Source organism: Halodurantibacterium flavum (genome assembly GCF_042681825.1).
Classification (GTDB): domain Bacteria; phylum Pseudomonadota; class Alphaproteobacteria; order Rhodobacterales; family Rhodobacteraceae; genus Halodurantibacterium; species Halodurantibacterium flavum.
The window spans coordinates 67857-87522 of record NZ_JBHUGH010000013.1; the positions used below are offsets into that span (position 1 = coordinate 67857).

The following is a 19666-nucleotide window of genomic DNA, read 5'->3' on the forward strand; positions in this document are numbered from 1 at the left end:
CCTTGACAGCCAAAGCGGCACTTGCATAGTTTTCCATGACCTGCCGGAAGGTCGCCCCGCACCCGCCGCCGCCTTTCCCGCCACGATCCCCTGCCCCACCCCTGCCGGAGCGTTGATGTCCCAGCCCCAAGCGAATGCCGCGACCAAGCCCTGGCTCCTGCCGGATGCGAAACCCTTCGTCCGCATCCACAAGGTCACCAAGAAATACGACGACTTCTACGCGGTGGACGATGTCAGCCTCGATATCTATCGCGGCGAGTTGTTCTGCCTTCTGGGCGGGTCGGGCTGCGGCAAGTCCACGCTGTTGCGGATGCTCGCGGGGTTTGAAACCCCGACCGAGGGCCGGATCGAGATCGACGGACAGGACATGGCGGGCATCCCGCCCTATGACCGCCCGACCAACATGATGTTCCAGTCCTACGCGCTCTTTCCGCATATGACGGTCGAGGCGAACGTGGCCTACGGGCTGATGCGCGAAGGCATGGCCAAGGCCGAGGCGCGCGACCGCGTGGCCGAGATGCTGCGGATGGTGCAACTGACACCCTTTGCCCGGCGCAAGCCGCATCAGCTTTCCGGCGGGCAGCGGCAGCGTGTGGCGCTGGCCCGTTCGCTGGTCAAGCGGCCCAAGCTTTTGCTGCTGGACGAACCCCTTGGCGCGCTCGACAAGAAGCTGCGCGAGGAGACGCAATACGAGTTGATCCGGATTCAGGAAACGCTGGGCGTGACCTTCATCATCGTGACCCACGATCAGGAAGAGGCGATGACCCTGTCCACCCGGATCGGGGTGATGAATGCCGGCCGGATCGTGCAGGTGGCCGAACCGCGCGAGATATACGAATTCCCCAAATCCCGCTTCGTTGCGGATTTCGTGGGTTCCGTGAACATGTTCGAGGGCCGCGTGGTCGAGGATGAGCCCGATTTCATCCGCCTCGCCAGCCCCGACATGGGCGGCACGATCCATATCGGCCACGGTGTGTCCTGCACCATGAACCAGCAGATGTGGTATGCGATCCGGCCCGAAAAGATCACCCTCGGCCGCGAAAAGCCCGAAGATGACGTGAACGCCGTGCAGGGGATCGTCGAGGAAATCCTCTACATGGGCAATCTCAGCATCTATCGCATCCGGCTCGACACCGGCAAGACGGTGCGGGCGACGCAGGCGAACCTGTTCCGCCAGTCGCAAGAGGCGATCACCTGGGACGAGCGCGTCTGGCTCAGCTGGGGCGACACCTCGGGCGTGGTGCTGTCGGAATGAGCGCGGTCTGGCGCCACAGCGCGGCGCTTTTGGGGCGCCTTGGTATCTCGGGGCGCGGGCTGGTCATCGCCATCCCGCTCGTCTGGCTGCTGATCTTTTTCCTGATCCCGTTTCTGGTCGTCGCCAAGATCAGCCTGTCCGAGGCCGCGATCGCCCGCCCGCCCTATCTCCCGCTGGTGGAATGGGACGGGCTGCGCGCCACCGTCAACCTGAACTTTGAAAACTACGCCTATCTCTGGCAGGACGCGCTCTATACCAACGCCTACATCTTTTCAATCCGGGTCGCCTTCGTCTCGGCAACCTTTGCGCTGCTGATCGGCTATCCTATGGCCTATTACATCGCGCGCAGCCCCGAACCGCGCCGAACCATCCTGCTGATGCTGGTGATCCTGCCGTTCTGGACCTCGTTCCTGCTGCGGGTCTATGCGTGGCAGGGGTTCCTTCGCACGAACGGCGTGGTCAACAACGTCCTGTTGTCGCTGGGCATCATCGACACGCCGATCCAGATGCTGCAGACCAACTTCGCGGTCTATCTGGGAATCGTCTATACATATCTGCCGTTCATGATCCTGCCGCTCTATGCGAACCTCGTAAAGCTGGACGACAGCCTGCTGGAGGCCTCGGCCGACCTGGGCGCGCGCCCCATCTCGACCTTCTTCAACGTGACGCTGCCGCTTTCGATGTCGGGGATCATTGCGGGCTTCATGCTGGTCTTTGTCCCCGCCATCGGTGAATTCGTGATCCCCGAGCTTCTGGGCGGGCCGAACACGCTGATGATCGGGCGCGTCTTGTGGAACGAGTTCTTTTCCAACCGGGACTGGCCCGTCGCCTCGGCGGTTGCGATCGCGATGCTGATCGTGCTGGTCCTGCCGATCATGGCGCTGCGCAACGCGCAGGCCCGGGCGGAGGAACGGGGATGAGGCGCGGCTGGTTCCTTCCCGTCGTGGCAGTGCTGGGGTTCGTGTTCCTCTATGCGCCGATCCTGTCACTGATCGTCTTCAGCTTCAACGAAAGCCGCCTTGTCACGGTCTGGGGCGGGTTTTCGACCCGCTGGTATGGCCAACTTTTCCGCGACCCGCAAATCCTTGGCGCCGCCTGGATCAGCCTCAGGGTCGCGTTCATCAGCGCCAGCATCGCCGTGGTTCTGGGAACGCTTGCCGCCTATGTGCTGATGCGGTTCGGCCGGTTCCGCAGCCGCGCGCTGCTGACCGGCATGGCCACTGCCCCCCTCGTGATGCCCGAGGTCATCACCGGCCTTTCGATGCTCCTGCTCTTCGTCGCGATGGAGCAGCTTCTGGGCTGGCCTGCGGGCCGGGGCGAAACCACCATCATCATCGCCCATGTGACCTTCTGCATGGCCTTTGTCGCCGTGGTCGTGCAGTCCCGCCTTGCGGGCATGGACCAGAGTGTCGAGGAAGCCGCGATGGATCTGGGCGCGCATCCGGTCCGGGTCTTTTTCGACATCACCCTGCCGATCATCGCGCCGGCGCTGGTGGCGGGCTGGCTGCTGGCCTTCACGCTGTCGCTCGACGATCTGGTGATCGCGAGCTTCGTGACCGGGCCCGGGGCATCCACCCTGCCCATGGTCATCTTTTCCAAGGTCCGGTTGGGCGTCAGCCCGGATGTGAACGCGCTGGCCACGATCATCATCGCCATCGTCGCGCTGGGGGTCGGCATCGCCATGTGGCAACTGCGCCGCAGCACGCATCGCGACCCGGAGTGACGCCGCCAGTTTACGGACCCGCCCGCAGCCCCTACCCTGTCGCCTGTATTTCCAACCGGGAGTGAATGATGAAGAAACTCGCCATCCTGAGCATTGCCGCCAGCGCGGTCGCCCTGCCCGCCCTCGCCCAGCAGCAGACCGTCAATGTCTATAACTGGTCGGATTACATCGCCGAAGATACGATCGCCCGGTTCCAAGAGGCGACAGGCATCCGCGTCGTCTATGACGTCTATGACAGCAACGAGGTGCTGGAGGCGCGTCTCCTGGCCGGGTCCTCGGGCTATGACGTGGTGGTTCCCACCTCGCAATACCTTCAGCGCCAGATCGCAGCGGGCGTCTATCAGCCGCTGAACCGCGACCTTCTGCCGAACCTCGTCAACATGGACGAAGGGCTGATGGAGGCCGCCGCCGCCTATGACCCCGGCAACGAACATGCCGTCATCTACATGTGGGGCACGACCGGCATCGGCTACAACGTGGCCGCGGTCGAGGAGCGGCTGGGCGAGGATGCGCCGGTCGACAGCTGGGCGCTGGTCTTCGACCCGGAAATCGCCTCGCAGCTTGCCGATTGCGGCATCACCTTCCTCGATTCCGCCCCCGACATGATGCAGACGGCGCTGAACTACCTGGGCCTCGATCCGCTGTCGAACGAAGAGGCCGATCTGGAACAGGCGGCGGCATTGCTGGAATCGGTGCGCCCCTATGTGCGCTATTTCCATTCCTCGCAATACATCACCGATCTTGCGAACGGGGACGTCTGCGTGTCCGTCGGCTGGTCGGGCGATGTCTTTATCGCGGCGGACCGGGCGCTGGCGGCCGAGAACAACGTCGAGGTCGGCTATTCCGTGCCGGTCGAGGGCGCGATGCAGTGGTTCGACATGATGGCGATCCCCGCCGACGCGCCGAACCCCGAGGCAGCCCATGCCTTCATCAACTTCATCATGGAGCCCGAGATCACCGCCGACATCACGAACTACGTCTACTATGCGAACGCCAATTCGGCCTCGCTGCCGATGGTGGACGAAGAAATCACGAGCGATCCGGCGATTTTCCCGCCCGCAGAGGTGCAGGAGAAACTGTTCCCGACCGTCGTGCGTGATGCCCGGACCGAGCGTATCGTGACGCGGCTCTGGACCCGGGTGCGCACCGGCCAGTAAGACCGCGATCCGTCATGCAGGAAGGGCCGGCAGCACGCCGGCCCTTTTTCATGCGTCAGCCGTCCTGGCGGATGCGGGCATTCTGCGGATCATAGGGGCTGTCCTCGACAACCTCGGCATCCCACAGATCGCCCATGATCCGGACCTTGAGCCGCGTGCCCACCGCCGAAAGATCGGGTCGCACATAGCCCATTCCGATCTGGCGGCCAAAGGCGACCGACCAGCCGCCCGAGGTCAGGCGCCCGACCCGCGCGCCGTCATGGAACAGCGCCTCACGCCCCCAGGGGTCGGCATCATTCGGTCCGTCGATCAGCAGCGTGACGCAGCGCGACCGGATGCCCTTGGCAAGCATCGCCTCCTTGCCGAGGAAATCCTTGGTCAGGTCCACGAACCGGTCGAGCCCGCCTTCCAGCGGGGTTGCATCGCGGCCGAGTTCCGTGCCGAAGGCGCGATAGGACTTTTCCTGCCGCAGCCAGTTCTGCGCCCGCGCCCCCACCAGTTTCATCCCATGCGGCTCACCCGCCGCCAGGATCCGGTCAAAGAGGTAGTTCTGCATCTCGATCGGGTGGTGCAGTTCCCATCCCAGCTCGCCGGTATAGGCGACACGGATGGCACGGACGGGGCACATCCCGAGTTCGATATTGCGCATCGAAAGCCAGGGGAAGCGCTTGTTCCCCAGCACGGTGGCCGGCTCGGCATCGCGCACGAGGTCGTTCAGGATCGCGCGGCTGTTCGGCCCCGCCAGCGCAAAGACACCCCATTGGGTCGTCACGTCCTGAACTTCCACATAGCCGAAATCGGCCTGGCGGTCGGCCGCGCATTTGCGCAGGTAGTCGGCATCATAGGCCGTCCAGGCCCCCGCGCTGACAAGGTAATATTCATGCTCGGCCAGCCGGACGATGGTGTATTCGGTCCGCGTGGTGCCCGTCGCGGTCAGGGCATAGGTCAGGTTGATCCGCCCCACGGCCGGCAGCCGGTTCGTGGTGAACCAGTCGAGGAAGGCTGTCGCCCCCTGCCCGGCCACCCGATGCTTGGTAAAGGCCGTTGCGTCGATCAGACCCGCGGTTTCACGAACCGCCCGGGCCTCGGCCTCGGCATATTGCCACCAGCCACCGCGCCGGAAACTGCGCGCGGCATGGTCGTCAAAGCCCTGCGGCGCGTAGTAGTTCGGACGCTCCCACCCGTTGACCTGCCCGAACTGGGCGCCCCGCGCCTTTACGCGGTCATAGCAGGGCGCGGTGCGCAGCGGGCGGCAGGCCTCACGCTCTTCGTCCGGGTGGTGCAGGACAAAGACGTGCTCATAGCATTCCTCGTTCTTGCGCGCGGCATATTCGGTGGTCATCCAGTCGCCATAGCGGCGCGGATCGAGGCTCGCCATGTCGATCTCGGCCTCACCCTCGACCATCATCTGCGCAAGGTAATGGCCCGTGCCACCCGCCGCCGTGATGCCGAAGCTGAAGCCCTCGGCCAGCCACATGTTGCGCAGCCCCGGCGCCGGCCCGACCAGCGGGTTGCCATCGGGGGTGTAGCAGATCGGCCCGTTGAAATCGTCCTTGAGCCCCACTGTCTCGGAGGACGGAATACGGTGGATCATCGACATGTATTCCTCTTCGATCCGCTCCAGATCGAGGGGGAAGAGATCGGCCCGGAAGCTTTCGGGCACGTCATAGAGGAACCGCGCCGGCGCGTTCCGTTCATAGGGGCCCAGAATCCAGCCGCCGCGCTCCTCGCGCACATACCATTTCGCATCCGCGTCGCGCAGCACCGGATGTTCCGGGTTCCCCGCGCGCCGCCACTCGACCAGCGCCGGGTCGGGCTCGGTCACGATATACTGATGCTCGACCGGGATCGCGGGGATCTTGATCCCCAACAGGCGCGCGGTGCGCTGCGCATGGTTGCCCGTAGCCGTCACGACATGTTCGGCCCGGATCTCGAACACGTCGTCCGAGGGCACGAGGTTGCCGCCCCGTTCCTCCATCCGGCAGCAGGTGACGACCCATTCCGCGCCCGTCCAGCGATAGCCCTGCGCCTGCACCTTGCGCACGATCTCGACGCCGCGCTGGCGCGCACCCTTGGCCATTGCCTGCGTCACATCGGCAGGGTTGATATAGCCGTCGCCCGGGTGAAAGAGCGCGCCCTTCAGGTCCTCGGTCCGCACCAGCGGCCAGCGTTCACGGATCTGGGCGGGCGTCAGGAACTCATGCTCGATCCCCACCGTCTCGGCGGTCGAGGAATAGAGCCGGTATTCATCCATCCGCGCCCCGGTCTGGGCCATGCGCAGGTTGCCGACGACGGCAAAGCCCGCGTTCAGCCCGGTTTCTGCCTCGAGCGTCTTGTAGAAGCGGACGCTGTAGTCGTGGATGTGGCTGGTCGCATAGCCCATGTTGAAAAGCGGCAGCAGACCCGCCGCGTGCCAGGTGGACCCGCTGGTCAGCTCGTCGCGTTCCAGCAGCATCACCTCCCATCCGGCCTTGGCAAGGTGATAGGCAATGCCGGTGCCCACCGCACCGCCGCCGACGACAAGGGCTTTGACATGGGTCTTCATGGCGCGACTCCGTTGGTCCGTTTCAGCCTTCATGCCAGAGGGCGCGGCACAGGGGCCTATCCCCCCGACCACTTGCGGCAGGAAAACGACACCGCGCGCGTCAGCGCGCGGCCGGGCCCAACGGGATGAGGCGCGCAAGCGCCGAAGACGGGCGGGAGAAGCCCCGTCCCGCCCCCCTACAGCATCCCGGGCAGGACCAGATCCGGTGGCCGATGCCCGTCGGCAAAGGTCTTGATGTTGATGATGACCTTTTCGCCCATCTCGACCCGACCCTCCAGCGTCGCAGACCCCATATGCGGCAGCAGAACCACATTGGGCAGTTCCCGCAGGCGCGGGTTCACCTGCGCGCCCCGCTCGAACACGTCGAGCCCCGCGCCCGCGATCTCGCCCGCGCGCAGCATCCGGGTCAGGGCGTTTTCGTCGATCACCTCCCCGCGTGAGGTATTCACGATCACCGCCGAGGGTTTCATCAACTTCAGCCGCCGGGCATTCATCAGGTGAAAGGTCGAGGGCGTATGCGGGCAGTTGACCGAGACGATATCCATCCGCGCCACCATCTGGTCGAGGCTCTCCCAGAAGGTCGCCTCCAGCGGGGTCTCCACCTCGGGGCGCAGGCGCTTGCGGTTGTGGTAATGGATCTGCATCCCGAAGGCCCGGGCGCGCCGCGCCACCGCCTGCCCGATCCGCCCCATCCCGAGGATGCCGAGCCGCCGCCCCGCGATGCGCCCGCCCATCAGCGCGGTGGGCGACCAGCCCTGCCACTGCCCCGCCTGCATCAGCGCCATCCCTTCCGGCAGCCGCCGCACCACGGCAAGGATCAGGGCAAGCGTCATGTCCGCCGTATCCTCGGTCAGAACCCCGGGTGTGTTCGACACCAGAACGCCGCGCTGTCGGGCGCTGGCAACGTCGATATGGTCGACACCCGCGCCGTAATTCGCGATGAGCTTCAGCTTTTCCCCGGCGCCCGCCAGAAGGTTCGCGTCGATCCGGTCGCCGATCGAGGGCACCAGCACATCCGCCCGGCGCATCGCCGCCGCCAGTTCGTCGCGCGTCATGGGCGTGTCCGGATCGCGCAGGTCGACGTCGAACAGTTCCTTGAGGCGCGTCTCGACCACCTCGGGCAGGCGCCGCGTCACCACCACATTCAGCCGCTGCTTCGCCACCGGGACCCCTCCTCGCTCTTTCCATGGACGCCACTTGCTGGCAAACTGCCGGATAGGAGGCACTGGCACAAGCATGACATTCGGCACCTGTCTTTTGCCATGTCGTGGCGACGCGCAGGCGCCCCGAACGAAGAACAGACCTGACGAAGACAGGCGGATGGGCAGAACAATGATTGCATTCAGGCGGGCGGCGCTGGCCGTCCTCGTTTCGCTGGTGGCCGGCGGCGCGGCGATGGCCGAACAGTTGCGCGGCCCGGTCACCAACCTTCCGCTGCCGCGATATGTCTCGCTCAAGGGTGGCGAGGGGAACGCCCGGCGCGGGCCGGGGCTCAGCCACCGGATCGACTGGGTGTTCACGCGGCGCGACATGCCGCTGCGCGTCACGGCCGAACACGAGCACTGGCGCCGGGTCGAGGATCGGGACGGCGCCGGCGGCTGGGTTCATTACGCGCTGCTCTCGGGCGTGCGTACCGTGATCGTGGACGAAAACATGTTGGCGCTCCATTCCCGCCCCGATGCCGGGTCCGAGGTCACCGCCTATCTGGAGGCCGGGGTCGTCGCGCGGCTGCAGCAGTGCCAGCCCGAATGGTGCCGCCTGAATGCCGATGGGGCGCGCGGCTGGGCGCCGCGCAGCGCGCTCTGGGGCATCGACCCGGGCGAGGTCATCGACTAGGGGGCGGACGCGGGCTTGCGCGAATCCGGCGCAGCGCCTACCAGAACGGTCCCTGTCACTATCCCGGGGTGCGAAGATGGACCGCATGAAGCTGAACGCGCATCCGCGCCTGAACCTGACGGCGGGCATCGCCTCGGTCACGGTGGCATCCATCCTTGTGGCGCTGAAGCTCTGGGCGCTGGCCGAAACCGGCGCGCTTTCGGTGGCCGCATCGCTTGCCGACAGCGCGCTTGACCTGATGATCTCGGCGGCGGGCCTCGCGGCCATAGCCTATGCCGCGCGCCCGCCCGACGACGACCACCGCTTTGGCCATTCCTCGGCCGAGGATCTGGCGGCGCTCGGGCAGGCGCTGTTCATCACGGTCTCTTCGGTGGTGATCGCGGTCGCGGCGTTGCGCCGGCTGGCGCTGCCCGATGACGGCCGGATCGAGGCCGAGGGGGCGGGCATCGCCGTGATGCTGATTTCGGTCGCGCTGACGATGGGTCTCGTGCTCTGGCAGGGGCATGTGGCGCGGCAGACCGGCAACCGCGTGGTTCAGGCCGACCGGCTGCATTACCTCGGCGATCTCATCCCCAATCTGGGGGCCATCGTGGCGCTGATCGCGTCCTCCCGGTTCGGGCTGCCGCAGGTGGATTCGGTCGTCGCCCTGCTCGCGGCGGCGATCCTGCTGCGGGGCGCGTTGCGGATCGGGCGCGGCGCCTGGGACGCGCTGATGGACCGCAGCGCCGACCCCGGCACCATCGCGGGCATCGAAAATATCGTGGCGGGCTGGCCGGGCGTACATGGCCACCACGATCTCAAGACCCGGACCTCCGGGTCGCGCCTGTTCGTGAACCTTCACATCGAACTCGACGGCACACAGACGCTGGATCAGGCCCATGGCATTGCCGCGGGCCTCAAACGCGCGATCCTCGAAGCCTATCCGCAGGCCGATGTCATCATCCACAAGGATCCGCTGCGCTGATCACGCAGCGTCGAGCCCCCGGCCCCGCAGCAGCGCCTCGGGGCCGGGCATCCGCCCGCGAAACGCACGATAAAGCTCTTCGGCATCGGCCGAGCCGCCAGCAGCAAGGATGTGACGTTCCAGCCGCGCGGCAAGTCCGGGGTCAAAGGGATCGCCCGCCTCCTCAAAGGCGGCGAAGGCGTCGGCGTCCATCACCTCGGACCACATGTAGCTGTAGTAGCCGCTGGAATACCCGTCGCCCGAAAAGACATGGGCGAAATGCGGGGTCGCGTGCCGCATCGTGATGGCGCGGGGCATCCCGATTTCCGCCAGCACCTCGGCCTGCCGGGCCATCGGGTCGGCGGGCGGCGGGCCTTCGTGAAAGGCCAGATCGACCAGCGCCGAGGCGACATATTCGACAGTCGCAAAGCCCTGGTCGAAGGTCCGCGCCGCAAGCAGCCGGTTCAGCAGGTCTTGCGGAATGGGCGCCCCCGTCCGGGCGTGGCGCGCGTGACGTTCCAGAACCTCGGGAACCTCCAGCCAATGTTCGTAAAGCTGGCTTGGCAGTTCCACGAAGTCGCGCGCGACCGAGGTGCCCGAGATGAAGGAATAGGTCACGTCCGACAGCATCTGGTGCAGCGCGTGGCCGAATTCGTGAAACAGCGTGCGCGCGTCGTCATAGGACAAAAGCGTCGGATCGCCCTTGGCGAAGTTGCAGACGTTGACGACGATGGGCCGCGTCTCGCCACCCAGTTTTTTCTGGCTCCGCATCGCCGAGCACCAGGCGCCCGAACGTTTGGAGGATCGCGCGTAATAGTCGCCGATGAAAACCGCCATGTGCCGCCCGTCCCGCGTCACCTCCCACACACGGGCGTCCTCATGGTAAAGCGGCAGGTCGAGCGGCCGGAAGTCGAGCCCGAACAGCCGGTGCGCCACATCGAAGGCCGCGGCGATCATCGCGTCGAGCGAGAAATAGGGCTTCAGCGCGGCCTCATCGAGGTCATGTTCCGCCTGCCGCCGCTTTTCCGCGTAATGGCGCCAGTCCCAGGGTTCCAGCGCGCCGTTGATGCCCTCGGCGTTCATCATCGCCTCCAGCACCTTCGCGTCGGCCTCGGCGATCCGGCGCGCAGGTGCCCAGACCTGCATCAGAAGGTCGCGCACAGCAGCAGGGCTGCCCGCCATCTCGGTCTCGAGCTTGTAGCTCGCGAAATCCGCATGGCCGAGCAGCGCCGCGCGTTCGGCCCGAAGGGCAAGCGTTTCGGCCGCGATGGCGCGGTTGTCGTGGTCGTTGCCGTTCGCGCCCCGGGCCGTCCAGGCGCGCCAAGCCGTTTCGCGCAGATCGCGCCGGGCCGAGAATTGCAGGAAGGGCACGATCAGCGACCGGTTCAGCGTCAGGGCATGGCCCGTCAGCCCCCGTTCCCCGGCGGCGGCGCGGGCGGTGTCGCGGACAAAATCGGGCAGGCCCGCCAGATCGTCCTCCGCAAGCGGCATCGACCAGCCGCGTTCATCCGCCAGAAGGTTCTGGGTGAACTGCGTCCCCAGAACCGCAAGCCGTTCCTTCACCGCCGTCAGCCGGTCGCGCGCCGCCCCTTCCAGCGCCGCCCCGGCCCTCAGGAACATCCGCCGATAGAGCATCAGAACCCGCATCTGTTCGGCAGTCAGACCCAGATCGTCCCGTCGGGACCAGAGCGTCTCGATCCGGTCGAAGAGGGCGCGGTTGTTCGTGATCTCGGAACTGAAGGCCGAGAGCCGGGGCGCGAGATCGCGCTGCAGGGCCTCGCGCGCAGGCGTCGCATCGGCGCTGGCGAGGTTGAAGAACACCCCCGCCACCCGGTCCAGCGCGGCGTCGGCGAACTCCATCGCCTCGACCGTGTTGGCGAAGGTCGGGGGCTCCGGGTTATCGGCGATCGCGGCGATCACCATGCGCCCCTCGGCGAGCGCGGCATCGAAGGCGGGGGCGAAATCCTCATCCCGGATCAGGTCGAAGGGCGGGATCTGGAACGGCGTTTCCCAGCGGTTCAGCAGCGCGTTGGTCATCGGGATCTCCTTTGAAGCCAAGCTATGTATTCGCGGGCGCCGCTTCCACCCCGCCCCTGTGTTCATCCGTGCGTGCGGAGCCGCAGGCGGCGCAATCCGGCCGCCGATGCAACGTGATGGCGCGAGTTTCGGCATAAAGCGCATCATGGATCAGCAGCCGCCCGGCCAGCGTCTGGCCCGCCCCCGTCAGGTGCTTGACCGCCTCGAGCGCCATCATCGACCCGAGGACGCCCGGCAAGGGCGCGATCACCCCGGCCTCGGCGCAGGTCGGCACGAGCCCGGGCGCGGGACGTTCCGGAAAGACGCATTCAAAGCAGGCGGTGCCGGCGGCGCTGTCATAAAGGGCGATCTGCCCCTCCCACCGCGCCATCGCGGCAGCGATAAGCGGCTTGCCGGTCCGCACGGCCACGCGGTTGACCAGATAGCGCGTGTCGAAATTGTCGCTGCCATCGAGGATCAGATCATATTCCGAGAAAAGCGCCGCCGCGATTTCAGGCGTCAGGCGGCGATGATAGGGCCGGATCGTAACATGAGGGTTCAGCGCGCGCATCGCCTTTTCCGCCGAAAAGACCTTGGGCATCCCGATCCGGTCATCCGTATGGATCACCTGCCGCTGAAGGTTGGAGTTTTCGACCGCATCGTCGTCGATCACCCCGATCGTGCCTACCCCCGCCGCGGCAAGGTAAAGCAGCGCGGGCGAGCCCAGGCCCCCCGCCCCGATCACCAGCACCCGCGCGGATTTGAGCGCCTTCTGCCCCGGTCCGCCGACCTCTCGCAGCATGATGTGGCGGGCGTAGCGGTCAAGCTCGGCATCGGAAAAGGGCGCCTTGGGGGGCTGCGCCGGACCCTGCGCATCATCCGTGGTACGCGCGCGGCTGCGCAGCCGCGCCAGCGCCGCGCGATAGCCCATGCCAAGTCCGATCAGGGCGATCAGCACGACCCAGCCCGCCGCATTCCCCCCCGTGGCGGTGCGCAGCGGGTTGTCCGGCGGCAGGATCAGATGCCCGAGGATCACACCGATCAGCAGCAGGCCCATCATCCCCAGCCGCGCGCGCACCGGCGCCCCCATCGCCCAGCCGATGCCCCAGATCGCTGCGCAGAGGATGAGCACAAGCGCCATCAGCGCCGCCCCGTAGAGCCGAACCCGCCCGAACCGCGCGTGGTCTCGCCCAGCACCTCGACCAGTTCGAACCGCGCCTGCACCACGGGCGCCACGACCATCTGCGCGATCCGGTCGCCGTGATGCACGGTGTAGGGCTCGGCACCCAGATTGATCAGGATCACCCCCAGCGGCCCGCGATAGTCGCTGTCTATGGTCCCCGGCGCATTCGCAAGGGTGATCCCGTGCTTTGCGGCAAGGCCGGAGCGGGGGCGTATCTGCACCTCGTGGCCCGCCGGAATTTCCAGTCGCAACCCGGTCGGGATGATCGCGCGGCCCATGGGCGCAAGCGTCACGCCCGCCCGCTGATCGGCCGGCAGGTTCGCGCGCAGATCGGCGCCGGCCGCGCCCGCCGTTTCGTAGGAGGGCAGAGGCAGGGTGGTGTCGGCCCAATCCTCTCTCAGGACTTGCAGAACAGGGATCATCTCAAGGCCTCCGCAATTCTCGTCGCCAGACGCTCGGCGACCTGGTCCTTGCCCATGCGGGGCCAGGTCTCGGCGCCGGCCGCCGTGATCAGCGTCACCGCGTTTTCCCGCCCGCCCATGATGCCGGTGCCGGGCGAGACGTCGTTGGCGACGATCCAGTCGCAGCCCTTTCGCAGCCGTTTCGCCGTTGCATGGGCCAGCACGTCGTCGGTCTCGGCCGCGAAGCCGATCACGAGACGCGGGCGCCCCACGGACCGCTGCGCCACCGCCGCAAGGATATCCGGATTTTCGGTAAAGCTCAGTTGCGGAAGGCGGCCGCTGCCGTCCTTCTTCATCTTGGAGGTTGCGGCCTGCGCCACGCGCCAATCCGCCACCGCCGCCGCAAAGACCGCCGCATCGGCCGGAAGCGCGGCCTCGACCGCGTCGCGCATCTGGATCGCGGTCTCGACCCGGACCAGACGCACCCCGGTCGGCGGCGGAACCGCTGCCGGGCCGGTCACGAATGTCACCTGTGCCCCCTGCGCCACAAGCGCCCGCGCGATGGCCGTGCCCTGCGCACCCGACGACCGGTTGGCGATGTAGCGCACCGGGTCAATGGGTTCATGGGTGGGACCGGAGGTCACAAGAACATGCCGCCCCGCCAAGGGCCCCTCGTCCGCCGCAAGCGCCGCGATGCAAAGCTCGGCAAGATCGGCCAATTCCGGCAGGTCGGACCCCGGGGCACCGACGATCAGGCGGGGACCCCGTTCGGGAGCCAGGTCTGCAAGCGCGGGCCCCACCGCAAATCCCAGCGTAAGGTCGGCGTCGACCCCTTGGGGACCCTCAACCACCGCGCGCGCGGCGCGTTCCGCCAGGGCGGCGGGCGTCACATAGACCAGCGCGCCGGGCAGCGGAAACGGGATGACCTCGGCCCCGGCTGCGCGCAGATGCCGGATCGCCTCGGGCGCGGCCGAGGCCCCGGGTGCATCGCCGATCATCAGAAGAATGCGTTTTCCCGTCAGCATCGCAGCGCCTCGCAGTTCCCGCTCACAAAGTCATGGGACGGGTTCATGGCCACAGGTTTATGGCGGGGGGCGGGCGAACTCAACCGTCAGCGAAACGCGGCGCAAGGGTCGCCCCGGTCAGGCGCAGAGGTCACGATCCAGTAGTCGAAGGGCGGCACGCCGTCCGGCGGGGTTTCCAGCTGACCCAGCGCGATCACCGAAAGGTCGGGCGCCGCAAGCGCCAGCTTGGCAGGAATTCCCCGGTCGCGCCTCGCGTGGCCGGTGCCCGCGATGACCGCCACCGGCCCGCCGGTTTCCCCATGCGCCCGGATTGCGACCTGCGCCAGGCGCGCGTCGCGCACCCGCTGTGCGGTGACCATGCCCGGCAGCAGATCAGGCGGGAGCGCGTTGCAATGGGCCTCGGCGAACTCGGCCTCTCTGGTCGTCTGATCGGCGGCCGCCAGTGGCTGGTCGAGACCGTAGCGCGCCGCCTCGGGACCGAACACGGCCTCGGCGCCCCCCGTCATGGCGCGGCGCGCCTCGTCCCGCGGTATCGCCGCGCCATGCACCGCGCCGCCAACCTGAAAGAGCGGGCAATACATCGCGAAATCCGGCCAGCCCGAGGACTCCCAGTCCAACGCCTCGGCCAGCGCCTTGCAATCGGCGCGCAGATCCGGAGTGACGCGGGCGGCCTGATCCGGCGTCAGCATCTCGAAGACGACCGCCGCAGGCCGCATGGTATCAAGCACGGCCTTCTGGTTCATGTGATGCGCGGGGTTGTCATGCACCTCTCCGACCACCACCACATCGGCGCGCGGGAGGGCGGAAAGCCCCTCTGCCCCGATCTCGGCGCACTGGGCGACGCAGGGGGCGGCAGCAAGGGTGGCAAGGACAATCAGCCTCATACGAGGAAGTTGTGGACCTCTCGCGACTGGGCTTCAAGGCTTTTGCGCATTTTCCCGAAGGCCGCCGCTTCCAGTTGCCGCACCCGCTCTTTCGAGAGCCCGAGTTCATCGCCCAGCGACTCGAGCGTCCGCGGTTCCTCGCGCAGCTTGCGTTCGCGCACGATGAACCTTTCCCGGTCATTGAGCGCCGACATCGCGGTCAGCAGCCATTCGCGCAGCCGCGCGGAGTCGTGGCTCTGCTGCACCATTTCCGCCGCCTGAAGCCCGTCATCCTCCAGCGCGTCGATCCATTCCCGGCCCTCTTCCTCGGACGACTGGGTCGCGTTGAGCGAATAGTCGGAGCCCGAAAGACGACCCTCCATCATCTCCACATCATGCAGGGGGACGCCGACCTCGGTCGCGATCATCTGGCGCAGCTGGTGCCCGTCGAGCGACTCGCCGCGTGCGAGCGCCTCACGCTCCAACCGCGCCTGAACCCGGCGCATGTTGAAAAAGAGCGATTTCTGGCTGGATGTGGACCCCGTCCGCACCATCGACCAGTTGCGCATGACGTAATCCTGAATGCTCGCCTTGATCCACCAGACGGCATAGGTGGAAAAGCGCACGCCGCGATCCGGGTCGAACTTGTCGGCGGCCTTCATCAGGCCCAGCCCCGCCTCCTGGATGAGGTCGTTCATCGGCGCGCCGTAGCGGCGGAATTTCGACGCCATGGAAATCGCAAGCCGCATATAGGCGGTGATCAGCCTGTGCAGCGCCTGTTCGTCGCGCTGGTCGCGCCAGGCATAGGCAAGCCGCAGCTCCGTTTCGGCATCAAGCAGTTCCGCCTTCATCGCGCGGCGGGAAAATCCGTTGTCGTTGTAACCGTCCAGTGCCATATCCAACCCCCAGGGTATGACGTTGACTGCCCTTAAAATGTAACTTCACCGGCTGATACGTCATGGCTCAACAACCGGATCATATGAAAGTTCCCCGCGTGTCGTGGCCTCAACTCTGTGTGATCACGGGGGGCGCCCGCTGCGGTAAATCGTCCTTCGCGGAACGGCTTGTGGGGCATAGCGGGCGCGACCGGGTCTATCTCGCGACCGCGCAGGCCTTTGACGACGAGATGCGCGACCGGATCGCCGCCCATCTGGCGCAGCGCGGCGCGGGCTGGCGCACGATCGAGGCGCCCGACGACCCCGCGGCACATCTCGCAACGGCGGGGACGAATGAAATCGTGCTGTTGGATTGCGCGACGCTCTGGCTGTCGAACAGGATGCTGCGGGACGCCGATCTTGCCGCCGAGACGGAATTTCTTATGGCCGCGCTGCGCAACTGCGCCGCGCCGGTGGTGGTCGTGACGAATGAGGTGGGCATGGGGATCGTGCCCGAAAATGCGCTCGCCCGCAGGTTCCGCGATGCACAGGGACGGCTGAACCAGCGGCTTGCAGGGGCCGCCGATCTGGCCGTTCTGGTGGTGGCCGGGCTGCCGCTGGTGCTGCGCGGCGCCCTGCCCGACGGCTTTCGGGGATGAGCCGCTGGTTCTGGGTTCGCCATGCGCCCACCCATGCGCGGCGGATGATCGGCTGGACGGATATCCCGGCGGACCTGGGCGATACCGAACGGATCGCGCGGCTGGACGCCATGCTGCCCCGGGGGGCGCTCGTCATCTCCTCCGACCTGCTGCGCGCAACGATGACAGCGGATGCGATCACGAATGGCAGAACCCGCCTGTCCCATGACGCGGGTCTGCGGGAAATCCATTTCGGCGCCTGGGAAGACCGCGCCCATGATGAGGTTCACGCCGAAACGCCCGACCTGATCCGCGCCTTCTGGGACCAACCCGGCCCGACGGCGCCGCCCGGTGGCGAAAGCTGGGGCGTGTTTGCAGGGCGGGTCAACGCAGCCGTGGACCGGATCGCTGCGGCCCATCCGGACCGGGACATCATCGCCGTGGCCCATTTCGGCACGATCCTGACGCAGATCGAACGGGCGCTCGGCCTGCCCACCATCGAGGCCTTTGCGCAGCGGATCGAGAACCTCTCGCTCACCGAGCTTCATCGGACAGACAGCGGCTGGACGACCGGCCGGATCAATCACCATCCCTGATCGCCGCTTCGCCAAAATTGCATTCGGCGGGACGCAGAAGCTGCGCTAGCCTCGGCGCCGCAGCATGGGGGACGTCGGATGGATTACGAACTTGCAATCGGGGATCGCGCCTATTCAAGCTGGTCGCTGCGCGGCTGGCTCCTGTTCGATGCCTTCGGCATCCCCTGCCGGACGCGGCGCGCACAGCTCTATACCGATGAATTCCCCGCCTTGCTGGCGGATTTCGCCCCGGCCCGGACGGTTCCAGCGCTGCGCCTGCCCGAAGGGCCGGTCATCGCCGACAGCCTCGCCATCGCCGAAGAGCTTTCGTCCCGCCATCCCGGCGCTGGGATATGGCCCACAGAGCCGGGTGCCCGCGCCATCGCCCGAACGCTCGCGGCCGAGATGCATTCGGGCTTTGGCGCCTTGCGCAACCACTGCCCGATGAACCTGCGCATCGCCTATACCGGCTGTCCGCTGCCCGACCCGGTTCTGGCCGACCTGCGCCGGCTGGAGACGATATGGGACTGGGCGCGCGCGCAGACCCGGTCCACCGGCCCATGGCTCTGCGGCGCCTACAGCGCGGCTGACGTCTTCTTTGCCCCTGTCGCCACGCGCATCGCCGGCTATGACCTGCCGGTCGGCCCTGCCGCCGCTGCCTATGTCGCGGCCCATCTGGCCCACCCGTCCTTCCGGCGCTGGCGAGCGATGGGTCTTGTCGACGGCCCCGATCAGCCGAACTATGGCCGCGACTGGCCCACGCGTCCCTGGCCGGTGCCCGCGCCGCTACCGGCACGGGCCGTCGCCGATGGTCCGGCGGAAAACGCCGCCTGCCCCTATTCAGGCCGCCCGGTCACGCATTTCCTTGAAATGGAGGGGCGGCGCTTTGGCTTTTGCAACGCGTTCTGCCGCGACAAGACGGTCGCCGACCCAGCCGTCTGGCCGACCTTCATGGCCCTCTGGCTGGGTGACAGCGGGTCCGAGGCGCGTTAACCATCCGCAAACCAAAACCCCCTAGGGCTGGCAAAACGTCAGGGGGTGGCATGATCACACGGGCCTTTACCGTCGCATTCGAAGGCGCAGAGGCGCGCACGGTCGAGGTGCAATGCGCCCTGTCGCCGGGGCTGCCCGCGTTTTCGATCGTGGGCCTTCCGGACAAGGCGGTGTCCGAGGCCCGGGAACGGGTTCGCGCCGCGCTGTCGGCACTGGCGATTGCCCTGCCCGCCCGCCGCATCACCATGAACCTGTCCCCCGCCGACCTGCCGAAAGAAGGGTCGCATTTCGACCTGCCGATCGCGCTCGCGCTCATGGCGGCGCTCGATATCGTGCCGCGTGATGCGGTCGAAGGCATAACAGCGCTGGGGGAGCTTTCGCTCGACGGGCGGCTGGCGCCGGTGGCCGGGGCGCTTCCGGCGGCGGTGAACGCGGCCGCCGAGGGACGTATCCTGATCTGCCCCACCGCCTGCGGGGCCGAGGCCGCCTGGGTCGGCACCACCCGCGTTCTGGGGGCGGACACGCTGGCCGAGGTGCTGCGGCACCTCGGCGGGCAGACCGCCCTTGCCCCCGCCGTCGCGAAAGAGGCCATGCCCCACGCCACATCGCCCGACCTGCAGGAGGTCAAGGGCCAGGAACGCGCCAAACGCGCGCTTGAGATCGCGGCTGCCGGGCGCCATCACATGCTGATGATCGGCCCGCCCGGATCGGGCAAGTCGATGCTGGCCGCGCGCCTCCCGGGCCTTCTGCCCCCGCTCAGTGCTGCCGAGGCGCTTGAAACCTCGATGATCCATTCGCTCAAGGGTCTCCTGATCGACGGCGGGATTTCTCGCAGCCGGCCATTCCGGACACCGCACCACACGGCCTCGACCGTGTCGCTGGTGGGCGGCGGGCGTGCCGCGCGGCCCGGGGAGATCTCGCTGGCGCATAACGGCGTGCTTTTTCTGGACGAACTGCCGGAATTTCCCCGCATGGTTCTGGAAACGCTCCGCCAACCGATCGAGACGGGGCAGGTCATGGTCTCGCGCGCCAATGCACATGTTCAGTATTCTTGCCGGTTTCTGCTGGTCGCGGCGGCCAACCCCTGCCGTTGTGGGCATATGGCAGATGCCGCGCGCGCCTGCGCCCGTGCGCCGGGATGCGGGGCGGATTATCTGGGCCGGATCTCGGGCCCGATTCTCGACCGGTTCGATCTGAGGATCGAGGTCCCGCCCGTTGCCTTCACCGATCTCGACCTCCCCCCCACCGGCGAGACAAGCGCCACCATCGCCGCCCGTGTCGCCCGGGCGCGCGAGATTCAGGGCGCCCGTTTCGCGGACACCCCGGCGCGGGTCAACGCGGACGCCGAAGGCGCGCTTCTCGAACGGATCGCCGCCCCCGACGCCGCTGGTCGCGCCCTGCTCTTGCGGGCGGCAGAGCGGTTCTCGCTCTCGGCCCGCGCCTATCACCGCGTGCTCCGCGTCGCCCGGACCATCGCCGATCTGGAAGGCGCGGAGGCTGTCGGCCAACCCCATATTGCAGAGGCGCTGAGCTTTCGCCTGCCGGGTGCGTGAGGGGGTATTGGGCGGATGCGCACGCAGGAGGGGCGGCCGGCAGCCATACCTTCCAGGCCGGCGCTTGGGTTTGTTTCCGCGTGCT

The 19666-nt window shown here is 67.2% G+C and carries 18 protein-coding genes; 10 read left to right on the forward strand and 8 right to left on the reverse strand.

Features of this window, described 5'->3' with window-relative positions; all coding sequences use genetic code 11:
• The first annotated feature begins 115 nt into the window (after positions 1-115).
• The 4 genes from ACFSGJ_RS16740 to ACFSGJ_RS16755 all read left to right on the forward strand — a co-directional run bounded on the left by ACFSGJ_RS16740 (position 116) and on the right by ACFSGJ_RS16755 (position 4135).
• Positions 116-1255 carry an ABC transporter ATP-binding protein gene (locus tag ACFSGJ_RS16740; RefSeq protein ID WP_390264448.1) on the forward strand — a complete coding sequence of 380 codons (1140 nt, stop codon included), beginning with the start codon at positions 116-118 and terminating at the stop codon, positions 1253-1255.
• The gene (locus tag ACFSGJ_RS16745; protein WP_390264451.1) at positions 1252-2175 is read left to right on the forward strand and encodes an ABC transporter permease subunit; all 924 of its coding nucleotides are present in this window, start codon (positions 1252-1254) and stop codon (positions 2173-2175) included. The genes ACFSGJ_RS16740 and ACFSGJ_RS16745 overlap by 4 nt, the downstream gene beginning before the upstream one ends.
• Positions 2172-2978, forward strand: a complete 807-nt coding sequence (locus tag ACFSGJ_RS16750) for an ABC transporter permease subunit (RefSeq protein ID WP_390264454.1) — start codon at positions 2172-2174, stop codon at positions 2976-2978. The genes ACFSGJ_RS16745 and ACFSGJ_RS16750 overlap by 4 nt, the downstream gene beginning before the upstream one ends.
• A gap of 68 nt (positions 2979-3046) precedes the next feature.
• Positions 3047-4135 (forward strand): polyamine ABC transporter substrate-binding protein, encoded by a 1089-nt coding sequence (locus tag ACFSGJ_RS16755; RefSeq protein ID WP_390264456.1) that lies wholly within the window; start codon positions 3047-3049, stop codon positions 4133-4135.
• A gap of 55 nt (positions 4136-4190) precedes the next feature.
• Here the strand turns inward: ACFSGJ_RS16755 and ACFSGJ_RS16760 are convergent, their stop codons facing one another.
• Both ACFSGJ_RS16760 and ACFSGJ_RS16765 read right to left on the reverse strand, forming a co-directional pair.
• Positions 4191-6680, reverse strand: coding sequence for a GcvT family protein (locus tag ACFSGJ_RS16760; protein ID WP_390264459.1), 2490 nt, complete (start codon positions 6678-6680; stop codon positions 4191-4193).
• Between the two features lie 176 nt (positions 6681-6856).
• Complete coding sequence (locus tag ACFSGJ_RS16765) at positions 6857-7843, reverse strand: 2-hydroxyacid dehydrogenase (RefSeq protein ID WP_390264462.1); 987 nt, start codon at positions 7841-7843, stop codon at positions 6857-6859.
• Between the two features lie 169 nt (positions 7844-8012).
• Between ACFSGJ_RS16765 and ACFSGJ_RS16770 the strand changes: the two genes are divergently transcribed.
• Positions 8013-8516 (forward strand): SH3 domain-containing protein, encoded by a 504-nt coding sequence (locus ACFSGJ_RS16770; RefSeq protein WP_390264465.1) that lies wholly within the window; start codon positions 8013-8015, stop codon positions 8514-8516.
• A 76-nt stretch (positions 8517-8592) separates the two neighbouring features.
• Complete coding sequence (locus ACFSGJ_RS16775; RefSeq protein ID WP_390264468.1) at positions 8593-9480, forward strand: cation diffusion facilitator family transporter; 888 nt, start codon at positions 8593-8595, stop codon at positions 9478-9480.
• Here ACFSGJ_RS16775 and ACFSGJ_RS16780 read toward each other — a convergent pair whose 3' ends face one another.
• The 6 genes from ACFSGJ_RS16780 to ACFSGJ_RS16805 all read right to left on the reverse strand — a co-directional run bounded on the left by ACFSGJ_RS16780 (position 9481) and on the right by ACFSGJ_RS16805 (position 15843).
• Positions 9481-11496: a M3 family metallopeptidase gene (locus ACFSGJ_RS16780; RefSeq protein ID WP_390264471.1), complete on the reverse strand. Its 2016-nt coding sequence runs from the start codon at positions 11494-11496 to the stop codon at positions 9481-9483. It abuts the gene before it with no gap.
• Between the two features lie 22 nt (positions 11497-11518).
• Positions 11519-12616: a HesA/MoeB/ThiF family protein gene (locus ACFSGJ_RS16785; RefSeq protein ID WP_390264473.1), complete on the reverse strand. Its 1098-nt coding sequence runs from the start codon at positions 12614-12616 to the stop codon at positions 11519-11521.
• Positions 12616-13080 (reverse strand): dUTP diphosphatase, encoded by a 465-nt coding sequence (dut, locus tag ACFSGJ_RS16790; protein WP_390264476.1) that lies wholly within the window; start codon positions 13078-13080, stop codon positions 12616-12618. The genes ACFSGJ_RS16785 and dut overlap by 1 nt, the downstream gene beginning before the upstream one ends.
• On the reverse strand, positions 13077-14084 hold the full coding sequence (locus ACFSGJ_RS16795) for a phosphopantothenoylcysteine decarboxylase domain-containing protein (protein ID WP_390264478.1): 1008 nt from the start codon (positions 14082-14084) through the stop codon (positions 13077-13079). The genes dut and ACFSGJ_RS16795 overlap by 4 nt, the downstream gene beginning before the upstream one ends.
• An 86-nt stretch (positions 14085-14170) precedes the next feature.
• Positions 14171-14968: a ChaN family lipoprotein gene (locus ACFSGJ_RS16800; RefSeq protein ID WP_390264481.1), complete on the reverse strand. Its 798-nt coding sequence runs from the start codon at positions 14966-14968 to the stop codon at positions 14171-14173.
• Positions 14965-15843, reverse strand: a complete 879-nt coding sequence (locus ACFSGJ_RS16805; RefSeq protein WP_390264484.1) for an RNA polymerase factor sigma-32 — start codon at positions 15841-15843, stop codon at positions 14965-14967. The genes ACFSGJ_RS16800 and ACFSGJ_RS16805 overlap by 4 nt, the downstream gene beginning before the upstream one ends.
• Before the next feature lie 98 nt (positions 15844-15941).
• Between ACFSGJ_RS16805 and cobU the strand changes: the two genes are divergently transcribed.
• The 4 genes from cobU (at position 15942) to ACFSGJ_RS16825 (ending at position 19581) form a co-directional block, all read left to right on the forward strand.
• On the forward strand, positions 15942-16481 hold the full coding sequence (gene cobU, locus ACFSGJ_RS16810) for a bifunctional adenosylcobinamide kinase/adenosylcobinamide-phosphate guanylyltransferase (protein ID WP_390264487.1): 540 nt from the start codon (positions 15942-15944) through the stop codon (positions 16479-16481).
• Positions 16478-17056, forward strand: coding sequence for a histidine phosphatase family protein (locus ACFSGJ_RS16815; protein ID WP_390264489.1), 579 nt, complete (start codon positions 16478-16480; stop codon positions 17054-17056). Before cobU ends, ACFSGJ_RS16815 begins: the two co-directional genes overlap by 4 nt.
• Before the next feature lie 78 nt (positions 17057-17134).
• A complete protein-coding gene (locus tag ACFSGJ_RS16820; RefSeq protein ID WP_390264492.1) occupies positions 17135-18028 on the forward strand; it encodes a glutathione S-transferase N-terminal domain-containing protein in 894 nt (297 codons plus the stop codon).
• A gap of 50 nt (positions 18029-18078) precedes the next feature.
• Positions 18079-19581: a YifB family Mg chelatase-like AAA ATPase gene (locus ACFSGJ_RS16825; RefSeq protein WP_390264495.1), complete on the forward strand. Its 1503-nt coding sequence runs from the start codon at positions 18079-18081 to the stop codon at positions 19579-19581.
• The last annotated feature ends 85 nt before the right edge of the window (positions 19582-19666 follow it).